The organism is Pantoea sp. Ep11b (assembly GCF_040783975.1).
Classification (GTDB): Bacteria; Pseudomonadota; Gammaproteobacteria; order Enterobacterales; family Enterobacteriaceae; genus Pantoea.
Genome location: NZ_CP160631.1, coordinates 3,181,888 through 3,197,271 on the forward strand (window position 1 = coordinate 3,181,888; position 15,384 = coordinate 3,197,271).

General features: G+C 55.7%; 15 protein-coding genes and 4 tRNA genes. 12 read left to right on the forward strand and 7 right to left on the reverse strand.

Going from position 1 to position 15,384, the window contains the following annotated elements; genetic code table 11:
- Positions 1 to 30: 30 nt before the first annotated feature.
- A complete protein-coding gene (gltX, locus tag AB1748_RS14880) occupies positions 31 to 1,446 on the reverse strand; it encodes a glutamate--tRNA ligase (protein ID WP_293772835.1) in 1,416 nt (471 codons plus the stop codon).
- A gap of 271 nt (positions 1,447 to 1,717) precedes the next feature.
- Between gltX and AB1748_RS14885 the strand changes: the two genes are divergently transcribed.
- The 5 genes from AB1748_RS14885 to AB1748_RS14905 all read left to right on the forward strand — a co-directional run bounded on the left by AB1748_RS14885 (position 1,718) and on the right by AB1748_RS14905 (position 2,755).
- Positions 1,718 to 1,793: transfer RNA gene (locus AB1748_RS14885), tRNA-Val, on the forward strand.
- A gap of 40 nt (positions 1,794 to 1,833) precedes the next feature.
- A tRNA-Val gene (locus tag AB1748_RS14890) sits at positions 1,834 to 1,909 on the forward strand.
- 36 nt (positions 1,910 to 1,945) lie between these two features.
- Positions 1,946 to 2,021 (forward strand) — tRNA-Val (locus tag AB1748_RS14895).
- A gap of 4 nt (positions 2,022 to 2,025) precedes the next feature.
- Positions 2,026 to 2,101 (forward strand) — tRNA-Lys (locus AB1748_RS14900).
- 312 nt (positions 2,102 to 2,413) lie between these two features.
- Positions 2,414 to 2,755 (forward strand): FlxA-like family protein, encoded by a 342-nt coding sequence (locus AB1748_RS14905; protein WP_111142087.1) that lies wholly within the window; start codon positions 2,414 to 2,416, stop codon positions 2,753 to 2,755.
- A 2-nt stretch (positions 2,756 to 2,757) separates the two neighbouring features.
- Here AB1748_RS14905 and AB1748_RS14910 read toward each other — a convergent pair whose 3' ends face one another.
- Positions 2,758 to 3,678, reverse strand: coding sequence for a LysR family transcriptional regulator (locus tag AB1748_RS14910; protein ID WP_293772837.1), 921 nt, complete (start codon positions 3,676 to 3,678; stop codon positions 2,758 to 2,760).
- 94 nt (positions 3,679 to 3,772) lie between these two features.
- On the opposite strand from AB1748_RS14910, the gene AB1748_RS14915 reads away from it, so the two are divergent.
- On the forward strand, positions 3,773 to 4,783 hold the full coding sequence (locus AB1748_RS14915) for a bile acid:sodium symporter family protein (RefSeq protein ID WP_111142089.1): 1,011 nt from the start codon (positions 3,773 to 3,775) through the stop codon (positions 4,781 to 4,783).
- A gap of 24 nt (positions 4,784 to 4,807) precedes the next feature.
- On the opposite strand, the gene AB1748_RS14920 is transcribed toward AB1748_RS14915, so the two are convergent.
- The 3 genes from AB1748_RS14920 to zipA form a co-directional block, all read right to left on the reverse strand.
- Positions 4,808 to 5,026, reverse strand: a complete 219-nt coding sequence (locus AB1748_RS14920; RefSeq protein WP_128085986.1) for a DUF3820 family protein — start codon at positions 5,024 to 5,026, stop codon at positions 4,808 to 4,810.
- 1 nt (position 5,027) lies between these two features.
- Positions 5,028 to 7,046 (reverse strand): NAD-dependent DNA ligase LigA, encoded by a 2,019-nt coding sequence (ligA, locus tag AB1748_RS14925; RefSeq protein ID WP_111142091.1) that lies wholly within the window; start codon positions 7,044 to 7,046, stop codon positions 5,028 to 5,030.
- Between the two features lie 75 nt (positions 7,047 to 7,121).
- Complete coding sequence (gene zipA, locus AB1748_RS14930) at positions 7,122 to 8,126, reverse strand: cell division protein ZipA (protein ID WP_111142092.1); 1,005 nt, start codon at positions 8,124 to 8,126, stop codon at positions 7,122 to 7,124.
- 218 nt (positions 8,127 to 8,344) lie between these two features.
- On the opposite strand from zipA, the gene cysZ reads away from it, so the two are divergent.
- From cysZ to crr, 6 genes are all read left to right on the forward strand, one after another.
- Positions 8,345 to 9,112 (forward strand): sulfate transporter CysZ, encoded by a 768-nt coding sequence (gene cysZ, locus AB1748_RS14935; protein ID WP_293772843.1) that lies wholly within the window; start codon positions 8,345 to 8,347, stop codon positions 9,110 to 9,112.
- Between the two features lie 141 nt (positions 9,113 to 9,253).
- On the forward strand, positions 9,254 to 10,225 hold the full coding sequence (gene cysK, locus AB1748_RS14940) for a cysteine synthase A (protein WP_111142244.1): 972 nt from the start codon (positions 9,254 to 9,256) through the stop codon (positions 10,223 to 10,225).
- Between the two features lie 19 nt (positions 10,226 to 10,244).
- Entirely contained in the window at positions 10,245 to 10,439 is a 195-nt protein-coding gene (locus AB1748_RS14945) for a hypothetical protein (RefSeq protein WP_111142243.1), read from the forward strand.
- Positions 10,440 to 10,611: 172 nt separating this feature from the next.
- Positions 10,612 to 10,869, forward strand: coding sequence for a phosphocarrier protein Hpr (gene ptsH, locus AB1748_RS14950; RefSeq protein WP_003848868.1), 258 nt, complete (start codon positions 10,612 to 10,614; stop codon positions 10,867 to 10,869).
- A 161-nt stretch (positions 10,870 to 11,030) separates the two neighbouring features.
- On the forward strand, positions 11,031 to 12,758 hold the full coding sequence (ptsI, locus tag AB1748_RS14955) for a phosphoenolpyruvate-protein phosphotransferase PtsI (protein WP_293772846.1): 1,728 nt from the start codon (positions 11,031 to 11,033) through the stop codon (positions 12,756 to 12,758).
- 42 nt (positions 12,759 to 12,800) lie between these two features.
- Positions 12,801 to 13,301 carry a PTS glucose transporter subunit IIA gene (gene crr, locus AB1748_RS14960; protein WP_008926530.1) on the forward strand — a complete coding sequence of 167 codons (501 nt, stop codon included), beginning with the start codon at positions 12,801 to 12,803 and terminating at the stop codon, positions 13,299 to 13,301.
- 59 nt (positions 13,302 to 13,360) lie between these two features.
- On the opposite strand, the gene AB1748_RS14965 is transcribed toward crr, so the two are convergent.
- Both AB1748_RS14965 and AB1748_RS14970 read right to left on the reverse strand, forming a co-directional pair.
- Positions 13,361 to 14,701: an ATP-binding protein gene (locus AB1748_RS14965; protein WP_367395683.1), complete on the reverse strand. Its 1,341-nt coding sequence runs from the start codon at positions 14,699 to 14,701 to the stop codon at positions 13,361 to 13,363.
- The gene (locus AB1748_RS14970; protein WP_111139360.1) at positions 14,698 to 15,378 is read right to left on the reverse strand and encodes a response regulator transcription factor; all 681 of its coding nucleotides are present in this window, start codon (positions 15,376 to 15,378) and stop codon (positions 14,698 to 14,700) included. The genes AB1748_RS14965 and AB1748_RS14970 overlap by 4 nt, the downstream gene beginning before the upstream one ends.
- Positions 15,379 to 15,384 lie beyond the last annotated feature (6 nt).

Genomic DNA, 15,384 nt, shown 5'->3' on the forward strand with positions numbered 1-15,384 from the left:
CCGGAAGCGTGATGCTTCCGGCTGTATAGATTAAGCCTGCGCTTCACGCTCACTGATAAAGGCCAGCGCCTGCTCGATACGGGCCACGCTACGGCTGCGACCAATCGCCTCGACGGTGACATCCAGAGCGGGTGACTGACCGGCACCGGTCACGGCGACACGCAGCGGCATGCCGACTTTGCCCATCCCGACTTCCAGTTCATCTGCGGTACTCTGAATAGCCTGGTGCACGTTTTCTGCTGTCCACTCCGTGATGGCAGCCAGCTTGTCACGCACCACTTCCAGCGGCTGACGCGCCACCGGACGAAGATGTTTCTTCGCCGCATCGGCGTCAAACTCAGCAAAGTCTTCATAGAAGTAGCGACAGGATGCCGCCATCTCTTTCAGCGTTTTGCAGCGATCGCCCAGCAGACTCACCAGCTTCGCCAGCTCGGGGCCGGTGCGGGTATCGATATTCTGCTGCTCGATATGCCATTGCAGATGGGTTGCCACATATTCCGGCGGCAGCGCATTAATGTAATGGTGGTTCAGCCACTGCAGTTTTTCGGTGTTGAACGCACTGGCGGACTTGCTGACGGCATCCAGGGTGAACAGCTCTGCCATTTCGGCTACGCTGAAAATTTCCTGATCGCCATGTGACCAGCCAAGACGCACCAGGTAGTTGAGCAGGGCTTCTGGCAGATAGCCATCATCACGATACTGCATCACCCCGACCGCACCATGACGTTTGGAGAGTTTTTTGCCGTCATCGCCCAGAATCATTGAAACGTGAGCATAAACCGGAACCTGTGCACCAATCGCTTTCAGGATGTTGATCTGACGTGGCGTGTTGTTGATATGGTCTTCACCGCGAATAACATGGGTGATCCCCATATCCCAGTCATCCACCACCACACAGAAGTTGTAGGTTGGCGAACCATCGGTGCGGCGGATAATCAGGTCATCCAGCTCCTGGTTGCTGAACTCGATCGGGCCACGGATCTGGTCGTCGAAGATCACCGACCCCTCCTGCGGATTGCGGAAGCGCACGACGCACGGCTCATCGTCGGCGTGGTGTTCATGGCTGTCACGGCAGCGGCCGTCATAACGCGGCTTTTCATTATTCGCCATCTGCTCTTCACGCAGCGCGTCGAGACGCTCTCTGGAGCAGTAACATTTATAGGCTGTACCGGCTTCCAGCATTTCATCAATGACCGCGTTGTAGCGATCGAAACGTTTAGTCTGGTAGTAAGGGCCTTCATTCCAGTCGAGACTCAGCCAGTTCATGCCATCCATGATGGCTTCGATCGCTTCCGGCGTGGAGCGTTCCAGGTCGGTGTCTTCGATGCGCAGTACGAACTCGCCCTGGTTGTGACGGGCAAAGAGCCAGGAGTAAAGAGCGGTACGAGCGCCACCGACATGCAGATAGCCCGTCGGGCTGGGCGCGAAGCGTGTTTTGATTTTCATTAAATAGTGCCTTAGATGCGCAGGTTCTCTGTCTGGATGACAAAAAACAGGTTAGACGCGAAAAACAGTGGGCACATTCTAGCATCTGATGGTGAATCCTCAATGCGTGCCCGCCAGTTGGCCGCCGTGAAAAGGCGCTTTTCTGCCAGAAAAACCAGCACATTGGCTAAAAGCGCGACAGGATGTTTAAAAATAAACCGAACGCACATTTATGTTTTAAAAAGCGTTGACTCAAAATCAACTATCCCTATAATGCGACTCCACACAGCGGGGGTGATTAGCTCAGTTGGTAGAGCATCTCCCTTACAAGGAGGGGGTCGGCGGTTCGAGCCCGTCATCACCCACCACTCTTAACAGGGTGCCCGCAGTGAACAGGTATGAAGATATGGGTGATTAGCTCAGTTGGTAGAGCATCTCCCTTACAAGGAGGGGGTCGGCGGTTCGAGCCCGTCATCACCCACCATATCTTATCTGTTAAAGCAGTACTGAAGTACGAAGTGGGTGATTAGCTCAGTTGGTAGAGCATCTCCCTTACAAGGAGGGGGTCGGCGGTTCGAGCCCGTCATCACCCACCACTTCGGGTCGTTAGCTCAGTTGGTAGAGCAGTTGACTTTTAATCAATTGGTCGCAGGTTCGAATCCTGCACGACCCACCAATTCAGAAAAAAGCGCCTTTAAGGCGCTTTTTTCGTTTCTGACGCACAGTGATAATCGTGCAGGATGAGAACCTGCAGCAGGTTCGACTGAATCGCCTGCGATTCAGGCTGAGGCGACAGCCTCACCCATCGGGCTGATGGCTATCCTGCACGACCCACCCATTCAGAAGAAAGCGCCTTTAAGGCGCTTTTTTCGTTTCTGCTGAACCGCCATTTACGGGCTTTCCTCTTTACGTCCTTTTACTACCCTATTCATTCAAGTCGTTTCGCTGCGTGCCGATAACGTAGGTGACGACTTACAGGGAGAAAATGATGTCTTCAATTTCCGGAATTTTAAGCAGTGCCGTCAGTGGCGGTGACAGCAGCGGTGGCAGTATTGCCTCGCAGATCTCTGCGCTGAATAAACAGATTCAGAACGTTTTAACCCAGGTTAAAGAACTGGCCGACAACCACGAGCTGACTGACGAACAGAAAGCCGAAATGCAGCAGATGTACCAGTCACAAATCACCATGATTCAGGCTCAGATTGCACAGCTGGAACAGAAGCAGGCCGAGCAGGATCAGCCGAAAAGTGACCCGATGACCGTCAGTGAGAACAAGGCGGATGGCATTAACCGGCCAACCGACAGCAATAAAGTAAACGTTTATATCTGACCCTAAAACGCCGGTCTGGCCGCGCGTTGTTGCGCCAGCAGCGCCGCCTGCTGGCGCACCTCCTGCCAGATCGCTTCGGCTGCGGGCGTCAGCGAGCGGTTTTTCCGTTTTATCAGGGTCAGGCTGCGATTAATTTCCGGGTAGATCCGCCGCACCGTTAATGCGCGATCGGCGGGCAACGGCAACGCCAGCGCGGGCAGAATACTGATGCCAATCCCCACTTCCACCATCGGGAAGAGCGTTGCGGGATGGCCGATCTCCTGTACCACTTCGGCCCTGACATTCTGCTGCTGCATTGCCGCGTCAATCAGTATCCGGCTGCCGGAGGCGTAATCCTGCAACACCATCATCCGCCCCTCCAGCATCGGCCATTCCGCCCTTTCCACCTGCGCCAGCGGATCGTCTTCACGGCATAACAGCAGGAAAGGCTCATCCAGAATCGCGATGCTGTCGAAGTCGGTGTCGCTGAGTGGCCCGATCACAATGCCAAAATCCACTTCCGCATTCCGCACACTCTGCAGCACCCAATGCTGAGCACGATCGTGCAGGATCACTTTGATATCGGGAAAATGGTGCTGGCTGGCGGCCAGACACTGGGGCATCAGATGGGCGGAGATAGTCTGACTGGCTGCGACTCTGACCGTGCCGCTGCGCTGCTCGCCAAAACTGCGGATGTCCAGCAGCGTGGTGTGGATCTCCTCCAGCAGCCGCTCCATGCGTGACGCCAGCTGTTTACCCGCTTCGGTCAGCATCACTTCGCGGGTGGTGCGATCCAGCAAACGGACGCCGGTTTCCGCCTCCAGCTCTTTGATGCTGTGGCTGACCGCCGACTGGCTCAGACCTATCGCCTGTCCGGCCTGACTGAAACCCCCGTAGTGTGCGACGGCGATAAAGGTGCGAAGCTGCCGAAGGGTATAATTCATCGATTACGCTCATAGATTAATTTAATAAATCAATTTTATTTCTAAACACGTTTCACGCACAATCGCCCTATTGAAAATTTACCGGAATTTAACAATGGGATTTTTAAAGCTTGATCCGATGATGGTGAAACTCATCATCACGGTGTTACTGGCCTCCTTTTTGCCCGCAAAAGGGATCTATGTCGATATCTTCAGCTACCTTGCGACGGCCGCGATAGCCCTGCTGTTCTTTATGCACGGTGCCAAACTGTCGCGAGAAAAGATCATCGCCGGCAGCAGCCACTGGCAGCTGCATCTCTGGATTATGTTCAGCACCTTTGTGCTCTTCCCGGCGCTGGGCCTGCTGCTGGTCTGGTGGCATCCGGTCGATGTCGGCCCGGAAATTTATACCGGCTTTATCTATCTCTGTATCCTGCCTGCCACAGTGCAGTCCGCCATTGCATTTACCTCCATGGCCGGGGGCAACGTTGCGGCTGCTGTCTGCAGCGCCTCGGCATCCAGTCTGCTGGGCGTCTTTATTTCGCCGTTACTGGTCAATCTGGTGATGGATATTCACAGCAGCGCGCCGAGCGACGGTCTGGAGCAGATTGGCAAAATCATGCTGCAACTGATGGTCCCGTTCGTGCTGGGCCACCTCTCACGTCGCTGGATTGGCGGCTGGATTGAGAAACACCGCAGCCTGATTGGTAAAACCGACCAGACCTCGATCCTGCTGGTGGTTTACTCTGCCTTCAGCGAAGCGGTGGTGAACGGCATCTGGCATCGCGTGGGTCTGACGACGCTGATGTGGATCGTGGCGGGTTCTGTTCTGCTGCTGGCCGCCGTGCTGATTATCAATCTGCTGGCGTCGCGCCTGTTCCGCTTTAAACGCGCCGATGAGATCGTGGTGCTGTTTTGTGGCTCGAAGAAGAGTCTGGCGAATGGCGTGCCGATGGCGAACATCCTGTTCCCGGCCAGTACGGTGGGGATTATCGTGCTGCCACTGATGATCTTCCATCAGGTGCAGCTGATGGTCTGTTCGTTTATTGCCGGACGCTACAAGAAGAGCAACGAGAAGCAGCAGGCGCTGCAGGTGAAAGGTTCCGTAATGGAGTCACAGAAGTAACCGGGCCCGCCTGCGCGGGCACGATTAGCTGCGGGTCTGGAGCGGTCTGACTAACCCCTCCAGACCCTCTGTTTTGATGACCAGCGTAAGCTGCATCAGATCGCCCAGCTGACCGGATGGAAAATCGCCACTGCGGGCGAACCAGAGCAGATAAGGCTCCGGCAGGTCGATCAGCATCCGCCCCTTGTATTTGCCAAACGGCATCGGCGTGTTGGCTATCGCCACCAGCTGGTGCTCATCCATCTCAGGCTCCCAGCAGACGGATCATTTCGGCTTCATCAATCACCTCAATGCCCAGCTCCTGCGCTTTCGCCAGCTTTGACCCGGCCGCCTCACCGGCGATCAGCAGATCGGTTTTCTTCGAAACGCTGCCACTGACTTTAGCCCCCCGCGCGATAAGCTGTGCTTTGGCATCATCGCGATTCATCTGTGACAGGGAACCGGTCAGCACAATGGTTTTACCGGCGAACGGACTGTCGATCTCGTCAGCCTTCACCACCACCACCTGCGGCCAGTGCACGCCGATCTCTTCTGTCAGCTGGCGGATAACTTCGCGGTTGCTCTCCTCTTCCATGAAGTTGCGCACATGAGTAGCGACGACTTTGCCGACATCCTGCACCGCAATCAGCGCATCAAGATCAGCATCCATAACCTTCTGCAGCTCGCCAAAATGGTTAGCCAGATTCGCCGCGGTCGCTTCGCCGACTTCGCGTATCCCCAGCGCATAAAGGAAGCGCGCCAAAGTGGTTGATTTCGCTTTTTCCAGCGCGTCGACCACGTTCTGTGCCGATTTCGGCCCCATGCGATCCAGCCCGGTCAGCTTGCCCGCCGTCAGCCGGAACAGATCGGCTGGCGTACTGACATACTCTTTCTCGACCAGCTGGTCGATAATCTTGTCGCCCATACCGTCCACATCCAGCGCCCGGCGCGACACAAAGTGCTTGAGCGCCTCTTTACGCTGAGCGCCGCAGATCAGGCCGCCGGTGCAGCGCGTGACCGATTCGCCCTCGACCCGCTCTACTTCGGAGCCGCAGACCGGACAATGCGCCGGGAACACCACCTCACGCGTCTCTGCGGGGCGCTCGGCGGTAACGACGTTGACCACCTGCGGGATCACATCCCCTGCGCGGCGAATCACGACCCGATCGCCGATGCGTAAGCCCAGGCGTTCTATCTCATCCGCATTGTGCAGGGTGGCATTGCTGACGATCACGCCCGCCACCTGCACCGGTTCAAGACGCGCAACCGGCGTAATCGCCCCTGTGCGCCCGACCTGGAATTCAACATCCCGCACCCAGGTCAGCTGCTCTTGCGCCGGGAACTTAAAGGCAATCGCCCAGCGCGGGGCGCGCGCCACAAAGCCCAGCTGCTCCTGCAGCGCCTGCGAATCGACCTTGATGACCACGCCGTCAATGTCGAAGCCCAGCGTCGGCCGCTGCTGCTCAATATCGCGGTAGAACGCCAGAGCCTCTTCCGCGTTATGCACCAGCTTAATGCGATCGCTGACCGGCAGGCCCCAGGCTTTAAATTGCTGCAGACGCCCCATGTGGCTGTGCGGCATTTCGCCGCCTTCGAGCAGACCAAACCCGTAGCAGAAGAAGGTCAGCGGGCGTCTGGCGGTGATGCGCGGATCCAGCTGACGCAGCGATCCTGCTGCCGCGTTGCGCGGATTCGCAAAGACTTTGCCGTCGGTTCGGCGCGCTTCCTCGTTCAGCTTTTCGAAGCCACGCTGCGTCATGAAGACTTCACCACGTACTTCCAGCCGGGCCGGGATGTTGTCCCCTTTCAGCCGCAGTGGAATGGCGCGGATGGTGCGGACGTTGGCGGTGATGTTCTCACCGGTGGTGCCGTCGCCGCGCGTGGCGGCCCGGACCAGCAGGCCATTTTCATACATCAGGCTGACCGCCGCGCCATCGAGCTTGAGTTCACAGCAGTAGGTCAGATCATCGCTGCTTTTCAGCCGGTCCTGCACGCGCTTGTTGAAGGCCATAAAGGTGGCTTCATCAAAGGCGTTGTCCAGCGACAGCATCGGTACCTCATGACGTACCTGCTCAAATACCGTCAGCGGTGCCGCCCCGACGCGCTGGGTGGGCGAGTCAGGGGTAACCAGCTCGGGGTGATCCTCTTCCAGCTGACGCAGTTCGCGCATCAGGCGATCATACTCAGCATCCGGGACTTCCGGCGCATCCATGACGTGATAGAGGTATTCATGATGGCGCAACGTGGTGCGCAGTTCGGTGATGTGATCCTGGACGGATTTCATAAAGCCCCATCAGATAAAAAACCCCCGACAGGCGGGGGTTTGTTTTAACAATTCAGACAGTGATTAGCGCAATGCTCAGGCGCCAGTCACATCGCGGATTCGCGCTTTGTAGGTTTCCAGCTTCTGCGGCGTCATCATGCGACGCTCATCATCCAGCACAACGCCACCGACATCATCAGCGATACGCTGCGCCGACTGCAGCATCAGCTTGAAGTTCTGATTCGCATCGCCGTAAGAAGGCACCATCATAAATATAGAGATGCCTGGCGTGCTGAAATCGGTCATCAGGTCCGGGTTGAACGAGCCAGGCTTAACCATGTTCGCCAGGCTGAACAGCACGGGACCGCTGCCTGCCGGACTAAGATGACGGTGGAAAATGTTCATTTCGCCAAACTGGAAGCCCGCCTGCAGAATCCCCTGCAGCAACGCTTCACCGTTCAGCTCACCACCCGAATGCGCGGCAACATGCAGCACCAGCACCGCTTCTTTCGGTTTTTCCGCTGCGGCTTTTGGCGCAGGCGCCGGGGCCGGTTCAGGCTGCACGGGTTGAGGCTGAGGCTGAGGCTCAGGTTCTGCCTGGTACTGCGGTGCAGGTTGTACCGGTTCCAGCGGATCGAGATCCAGCAGCGGATCGGCCTGGACAGGCGGCGCGACAAAAGTCGGCGCAGGCTGCTGACGAACCGGTTCAGGACGCGGCTGCGGAGCAGGCTGCGGTGCTGAGCTGAAAAGCGGATCGCTTTCAGGTTCGGGCTGCGGTGCGGGACGTGGCGCAGGCTGACGCACAGGCTCAGCAGGCGCTTGTTGACGCGGCGCTTCTGGCTGAGGGTCGCGGATCGCATCGAAACGCGGTTCCTGGTGTACGCTGCGCTCAGAACGAACACGAACCTCGCCGACGCCGTCATCTTCGTCGTCTGTCAGGTCCTGCTCATCATGGTCATCACGTTGTTTCAGACGTTTGTGCGGGCGATCGCGAAACACTGACGAACGCTCTTTACGGCTGGTCCACAGTCCGTGAAGAAGGAGCGCTATAATGGCGATCGCGCCAACAACGATTAATATCAGACGCAAATCCTGCATCATTGTATTCTCTGTTGTTCCAATACCTTGCCACCGCGGCAAACTTTATCCTCTAACTGTATTTGCCCTGCTACACAAGTGCAAGTCTGTGCACTATTTTCTGACAAATAAGATAGGCAACCCACGCTTTTTCGCTGTTTTTTTACCCAAACGGTACCTGGACTGGAGAAAAAGCCAGGTTATAGTGAGCGCGCCTTCACACCTTCAGGAGAAATGGCTTTATGGCCCGTGAGAATTCCGTCTCAGATTTTAATGGCATGCACTATTTTAACCAGGGCTGGAAACTGGTGCGCCTGCCTGGCCTTCGCCGCTTTGTCGTGATGCCGCTGCTGATCAACATCATCATGCTGGGCGGCGCTTTCGTCTGGCTCTTCTATCGGCTGGGCGACTGGATCCCGCGCCTGATGGCCCATATTCCCGACTGGCTGCAGTGGCTGAGTTATCTGTTGTGGCCGCTGTCGGTTATCGCGATTGTGCTGGTGTTCAGCTACTTCTTCTCGACGCTGGCCAACCTGATTGCCGCCCCGTTCTGCGGTTTGCTGGCAGAACAGCTTGAAGGGCGTCTGACCGGTAAACCACTGCCCGACAGCGGCTGGGCGGCGATGGTGAAAGATGTGCCGCGCATCATGAAGCGGGAACTGCAGAAACTGGGCTACTACCTGCCCCGTGCGCTGGGCCTGCTGCTGCTCTACTTTATTCCGGGGTTTGGTCAGACCATTGCGCCAGTGCTCTGGTTTCTGTTCAGCGCCTGGATGCTCTCTATCCAGTATTGTGACTATCCGTTCGATAACCACAAAGTGCCGTTCCGGCAGATGCGTAATGCCCTGCGTCAGCACAAAACGGCCAACATGCAGTTTGGCGCGCTGACCAGCCTGTTCACCATGATTCCGGTGCTGAACCTGGTCATCATGCCGGTGGCCGTCTGCGGTGCGACGGCTATGTGGGTGGATCGCTATCGGTCGCAGCTGGCTCGCAGCGACGTGCGCTGAAACCATCAGCGCGCCTTATGCTCTTTTCACAGAGGCTTATTGCCGGGTGACATATAGATATACGATTTCTTTCCTTCCGCCCCCAGGCAGAACAGGTATGCTCATAGGGTTCCCAATATTTCATACAGTTAAGGACAGGCTATGAGTAAGATCTATGAAGACAACTCTTTGACAATTGGTCATACGCCATTGGTTCGACTGAACCGCATCGGTAACGGCCGCATCCTTGCGAAAGTTGAATCCCGTAACCCGAGCTTCAGCGTAAAATGCCGTATCGGTGCCAATATGATTTGGGACGCAGAAAAACGCGGTATTCTGAAACCGGGTGTTGAACTGGTGGAGCCGACCAGCGGCAACACCGGTATCGCGCTGGCCTATGTGGCAGCCGCACGCGGTTATAAACTGACGCTGACCATGCCGGAAACCATGTCGGTGGAGCGTCGTAAGCTGCTGAAAGCGCTGGGCGCGAAGCTGGTTCTGACCGAAGGCGCAAAGGGTATGAAAGGCGCTATCGGCAAAGCGGAAGAGATTGTCGCCAGCGATCCAGACAGATATGTTCTGCTGCAGCAGTTCAGCAACCCGGCCAACCCGGAAATTCATGAAAAGACTACCGGCCCGGAAATCTGGGAAGACACCGATGGCGAAGTAGACGTGTTTATTGCCGGTGTCGGCACCGGTGGTACGCTGACCGGCGTGAGCCGCTACATCAAAAACACCAAAGGCAAAAAAGATCTGATTACCGTTGCGGTTGAACCGACCGATTCGCCGGTGATTGCTCAGGCGATGGCCGGTGAGGAGATCAAACCAGGCCCGCACAAGATTCAGGGCATCGGTGCAGGCTTTATTCCAGGTAACCTGGAGCTGAACCTGGTGGATCGCGTCGTGGCGATTACCAACGAAGAGGCGATCAGCACGGCGCGTCGTCTGATGGAAGAGGAAGGTATTCTGGCCGGTATCTCTTCCGGTGCTGCGGTTGCTGCTGCGCTGAAGCTGCAGGAAGATGAGACCTTCGCCAACAAAAATATCGTTGTCATCCTCCCCTCTTCCGGTGAACGTTACCTGAGTACTGCGCTGTTTGCCGATCTTTTCACCGAAAAAGAGCTGCAGCCCTAGTCGCGGCGAAAGTCTTAAAATGGATAAAAAAGCACCCGCACGGGTGCTTTTTTGTGGCGCAGATCTCACTTTCATCACCCGGCAGATTGATTTCAGTGATGCCGCTCTGGTATTTAGACTGCCAATTATTTCGATGCCTGAAATTAATCCGCGTTTGAAGTGGATCAAGCTGAATCGATTTACGGATTCAGTGAAACGGCGAATCACGGCATAATTAACCGGTGACGTGTAGAATCGGTTTTGAGACGCAACGGATTGTCGTATTGACGCATGCGCGTCTCTGGTCAGCAGGATGCTATACCCGCGCACCGACACAGGCTAAAGTAGAGGCTCCAGGCTAGACTTTAGATCCATAAAACTCATTCTGATAACGTTGGGGAAATAGAATGTTCCAGCAAGAAGTTACTATTACTGCACCAAACGGCCTGCATACTCGCCCAGCTGCGCAATTCGTTAAAGAAGCCAAAGCTTTCCAGTCAGAAATTACCGTGACCTCTAACGGTAAATCAGCGAGTGCGAAAAGCCTGTTCAAACTGCAGACGCTGGGTCTGACTCAGGGCACCGTCGTGACACTCTCTGCAGAAGGTGAAGATGAGCAGAAGGCCGTTGAACATCTGGTCAAACTGATGGCTGAACTGGAGTAATCTCCGCTCAGCTCTCCAGCAAATCGACTCCTCTGCGCCATTGAGTGCAAACATCTTGATCGCGGACAACCTGTCCGCGTTATTGCTTTCGTAGAGTACGTGTCCCGCGACAATGGCACCGCAAAGAGTCCCATCAGCCATCGTGATTAAAAGGTAGCGTTATGATTTCAGGCATTTTAGCATCACCAGGTATCGCTTTCGGCAAAGCACTGCTGCTGAAAGAAGACGAGATCGTCATCAATCGCAAGAAAATTTCTGATGACCAGGTTGAGCAGGAAGTTCAGCGCTTCCTTGATGGCCGTAGCAAAGCGGCAACACAACTGGAAGCGATTCGCGTCAAAGCGGGTGAAACCCTGGGTGAAGAGAAAGCAGCGATCTTCGAAGGCCACATCATGTTGCTGGAAGATGAAGAGCTGGAGCAGGAAATCATTGACCTGATCAAGAAAGATCACGCGTCTGCCGATGCCGCTGCCTACTCAGTCATCGATGGCCAGGCGAAAGCACTGGAAGAGTTAGATGATGAATACCTGAAAGAGCGTGCGGCTGACGTGCGCGACATCGGTAAGCGTCTGCTGCAAAACATTCTCGGTCTGCACATCGTTGACCTGAGCGCGATTCAGGAAGAATCCATTCTGGTGGCCAAAGACTTAACGCCGTCAGAAACCGCACAGCTGAACCTGAAAAAGGTGCTGGGCTTTATTACCGATCTGGGTGGCCGTACCTCGCACACCTCTATCATGGCGCGTTCGCTGGAGATCCCGGCCATTGTCGGCACCGGTAACGTCACCGCCACGATCAAAAACGGCGATTTCCTGATTCTGGATGGTGTCAACAACACGATTCACGTCAACCCTTCAGAAGCGATTCAGGAAGAGCTGAAAGCCGTACAGAACCAGTATCTGTCGGAAAAACATGAATTAGCCAAGCTGAAAGATCTGCCCGCGGTCACGCTGGATGGTCATCAGGTTGAAGTCTGTGCCAACATCGGTACCGTGCGCGATATCGCCGGGGCTGAGCGTAACGGCGCAGAAGGCGTAGGCCTCTACCGCACCGAATTCCTGTTCATGGACCGCGACTCGCTGCCAGGCGAAGAAGAGCAGTTCCAGGCATACAAAGCCGTCGCGGAAGCGATGGGTTCACAGGCCGTTATCGTGCGTACCATGGATATCGGCGGTGACAAAGATCTGCCTTACATGAACCTGCCAAAAGAAGAGAACCCGTTCCTCGGCTGGCGCGCAATCCGTATCGCCATGGACCGCAAAGAGATTCTGCATGCTCAGCTGCGTGCTATCCTGCGCGCTTCCTCGTTCGGTAAACTGCGCATCATGTTCCCGATGATCATCTCGGTTGAAGAAGTCCGCAGCCTGAAAGCCGAACTCGAACTGCTGAAAGCGCAGCTGCGCGAAGAGGGCAAAGCCTTTGATGAAAGCATCGAAGTCGGCATCATGGTGGAAACCCCGGCGTCAGCTGTGATCGCCCACCACCTGGCGAAAGAAGTTGATTTCTTCAGTATCGGCACAAACGATCTGACGCAGTATACTCTGGCGGTCGATCGTGGTAATGATTTGATCTCGCACCTGTACAACCCAATGACGCCGTCTGTGCTTAACTTAATTAAGCAAGTCATTGATGCATCTCACGCTGAAGGTAAATGGACCGGCATGTGTGGTGAGCTGGCAGGTGATGAACGTGCTACACTACTGTTACTGGGAATGGGGCTGGACGAGTTCAGCATGAGTGCCATTTCTATCCCTGGCATCAAGAAAATCATTCGTAATACTAATTTTGAAGATGCGAAGGCATTAGCAGAGCAGGCACTGGCTCAACCGACTGCGGAAGATTTAATGAACCTGGTCAACAGATTCATTAAGGAAAAAACGCTCTGCTAATCTGCATGATGCTGGCCCCAAATTACTGCTTAGGAGAAGATCATGGGTTTGTTTTCTAAACTTTTTGGCGAAAAAACGGATAGCGCTGGGACTATTGATATCGTAGCGCCTCTGTCAGGCGAAATCGTGAATATTGAAGACGTACCAGATGTGGTGTTTGCAGAAAAAATCGTGGGCGACGGTATTGCCATCAAGCCAAGCGGCAACAAAATGGTTGCCCCTGTTGATGGGACTATCGGCAAGATTTTTGAAACCAATCACGCTTTTTCGATCGAATCTGACAACGGCATTGAGCTGTTCGTCCACTTCGGTATCGATACCGTTGAACTGAAAGGCGAAGGCTTCAAGCGTATCGCTGAAGAAGGCCAGAAGGTCAAAAAAGGCGATGTGGTCATCGAGTTCGATCTGCCGCTGCTGGAAGAGAAAGCAAAATCAACCCTGACCCCGGTCGTCATCTCCAACATGGATGAGATCAAGGAACTGATTAAGCTGTCTGGCCAGGTTACCGTGGGGGAAACCCCGGTAATTCGCATCAGAAAGTAAGCGTTTATCTGTAACATAACGGCACCTGCGGGTGCCGTTATTGTTTCTGCTGTACGCGCTTAAGGCTGCCAGCGTGGCAGACGCAGCGTCAGCTCCAGCCCCCCTTCGGGACGATTCCGCGCCTCGACTTCCCCATGATGTGCCAGCACCACCTTACGCACGATAGCCAGCCCCAGACCATACCCCTTCCCCATCAGCGGAGAGTTAACCCGGACAAAGGGGTCAAAGATGCTGGAGAGTTTCTCCTCATCCACGCCCGGGCCCTGATCGCGCACCTGAATCGCCAGCCACTGCTGATCCGTGCGCAGATGCACGTCGATACGCTGCCCCGGCAGGGAGAAGCGGAGCGCGTTGCGCAGCACATTCTCGGTGGCGCGCCGTATCAGCTCCGCGTTACCGCGAACGGTGTAATCCGCCCGATCGTCCACCTGCAGCACCACCTGCACGCCAGGGATCTGCGCTTCATAGCGCACGTCGGCGATTACGGCCTCAAGCAGGCCGGTAAGATCGAAATATTGCTCATCCGGGATGCTTTCATGCCCGGCTCGTGACAGCGTCAGCAGCTCACCGATCATCTTATCCAGCCGGCGCGCCTCTTCATCAATGCGATCGAGTGAACTGCTGACATTTTCGGGCGTCTGGCGTGCCAGCCCGGTTGCCAGCTGCAGCCGCGCCAGCGGTGAACGCAGCTCATGAGAGATGTCGTGCAGCAGCTCTTCACGGGCGCGCACCAGGGTATCCAGCCGTTCGACCATTGCATCAAAAGCTTGCGCAACGGTAGAGAGTTCGTCGCGGCGTTTACGCATGGCCGGAAATAACCGGACGCGCAGATCCCCCTCTGCGACCCGGGAAAAGCCTTCCCGCAGCTGACGCAGGGGGCACGTCAGGTTCCAGGCCAGCAGCAGACTGAAGAGCAGTCCCACTGAGCCGGCAAAGATAAACATCGGTTCCGGGATGTTCAGGAACCGGCGTGGCATCCTGTTCATGATGCTGTCTTTGCGCATGCCATCCAGGTCATAGCGCAGCTGATAGGCGTTGCCATCCGCGCCCTGCACCTGGCGCACCACCTCTTCAGGAAAACGTCCACGGATATCCTGATTGACGCGATTCTCAGCGGGCAACGGTTGTGCCTGCCGGGTGACGTGGAAGAACTGCCGGTCACTCTCATTCCAGTCCGACAGCATCACATTCAGCGCCTCAGGACCGTTGCGCTTCAGCACCGACGCGGCAGAGGTCATCTGCAGATCGACAATGCGCCGAATCGCCACGATTTCAGGCGGCTCATGCCGTTTACCCGAAAGCGTAAAACCGAGCCAGATAAGCTGGCTCATGATGACGAACACGATCCAGAAGCCGATGAAGATCTTCCAGAACATGCGTCCCCGGTAACTCTGCTTCATCGGATGCGGTAGCCGATGCTGCGAACGGTTTCGATATTAATGCTGTCTGCCGTCAGCGCACTGAGCTTCTGGCGGATATTGCTGATATGCACATCAACACTGCGATCATAAGCTTCGCGCGGGCGCCCCAGCCCCTTTTCTGAAAGCTCATCTTTAGAGACCACTCTGTCCGGTGCACGCAGCAGCAGATCAAGCAGGTTAAATTCCGAGGCGGTCAGGTCAAACGGCGTACCCTGCCACTCACTGATGCGGGTTGCGGGATTGAGCGTAAGCTCGCCCCAGCGCAGCGGCTCTTTCGACTCGGGTTGCAGCGGCTGCTCTTCGAAACGGCGTAATACTGCACGCAGACGCGCTACCAGTTCGCGTGGATAACAGGGCTTAGGCATATAGTCATCCGCCCCCATCTCCAGACCGATGACCCGATCAATGTTGTCGCCCTTCGCGGTCAGCATAATCACCGGTATCCGGCTTTTCTGACGCACCTGACGCAACACATCGATGCCGCTCATATCGGGCAGCATGATATCCAGAATCAGGGCGGTGAACGCCCCCGAAAGCGCCCCCTCTATTCCGGCGCTGCCGGTCAGAACCAGCTGGGCATCGAACCCTTCGGCAATCAGGTACTGGCTTAACATCGTGCCTAACTCAACATCATCATCAACGAGCAAAATTTTCATTGTTAT

Coding starts and splice junctions, on each gene's coding strand:
- gltX (WP_293772835.1), bottom strand. CDS start 1,446: ATGAAAATCAAAACACGCTTCGCGCCCAGCCCGACGGGCTATCTGCAT.
- AB1748_RS14905 (WP_111142087.1), top strand. CDS start 2,414: ATGTCTTCAATTTCCGGAATTTTAAGCAGTGCCGTCAGTGGCGGTGAC.
- AB1748_RS14910 (WP_293772837.1), bottom strand. CDS start 3,678: ATGAATTATACCCTTCGGCAGCTTCGCACCTTTATCGCCGTCGCACAC.
- AB1748_RS14915 (WP_111142089.1), top strand. CDS start 3,773: ATGGGATTTTTAAAGCTTGATCCGATGATGGTGAAACTCATCATCACG.
- AB1748_RS14920 (WP_128085986.1), bottom strand. CDS start 5,026: ATGGATGAGCACCAGCTGGTGGCGATAGCCAACACGCCGATGCCGTTT.
- ligA (WP_111142091.1), bottom strand. CDS start 7,046: ATGAAATCCGTCCAGGATCACATCACCGAACTGCGCACCACGTTGCGC.
- zipA (WP_111142092.1), bottom strand. CDS start 8,126: ATGATGCAGGATTTGCGTCTGATATTAATCGTTGTTGGCGCGATCGCC.
- cysZ (WP_293772843.1), top strand. CDS start 8,345: ATGGCCCGTGAGAATTCCGTCTCAGATTTTAATGGCATGCACTATTTT.
- cysK (WP_111142244.1), top strand. CDS start 9,254: ATGAGTAAGATCTATGAAGACAACTCTTTGACAATTGGTCATACGCCA.
- AB1748_RS14945 (WP_111142243.1), top strand. CDS start 10,245: ATGGATAAAAAAGCACCCGCACGGGTGCTTTTTTGTGGCGCAGATCTC.
- ptsH (WP_003848868.1), top strand. CDS start 10,612: ATGTTCCAGCAAGAAGTTACTATTACTGCACCAAACGGCCTGCATACT.
- ptsI (WP_293772846.1), top strand. CDS start 11,031: ATGATTTCAGGCATTTTAGCATCACCAGGTATCGCTTTCGGCAAAGCA.
- crr (WP_008926530.1), top strand. CDS start 12,801: ATGGGTTTGTTTTCTAAACTTTTTGGCGAAAAAACGGATAGCGCTGGG.
- AB1748_RS14965 (WP_367395683.1), bottom strand. CDS start 14,701: ATGAAGCAGAGTTACCGGGGACGCATGTTCTGGAAGATCTTCATCGGC.
- AB1748_RS14970 (WP_111139360.1), bottom strand. CDS start 15,378: ATGAAAATTTTGCTCGTTGATGATGATGTTGAGTTAGGCACGATGTTA.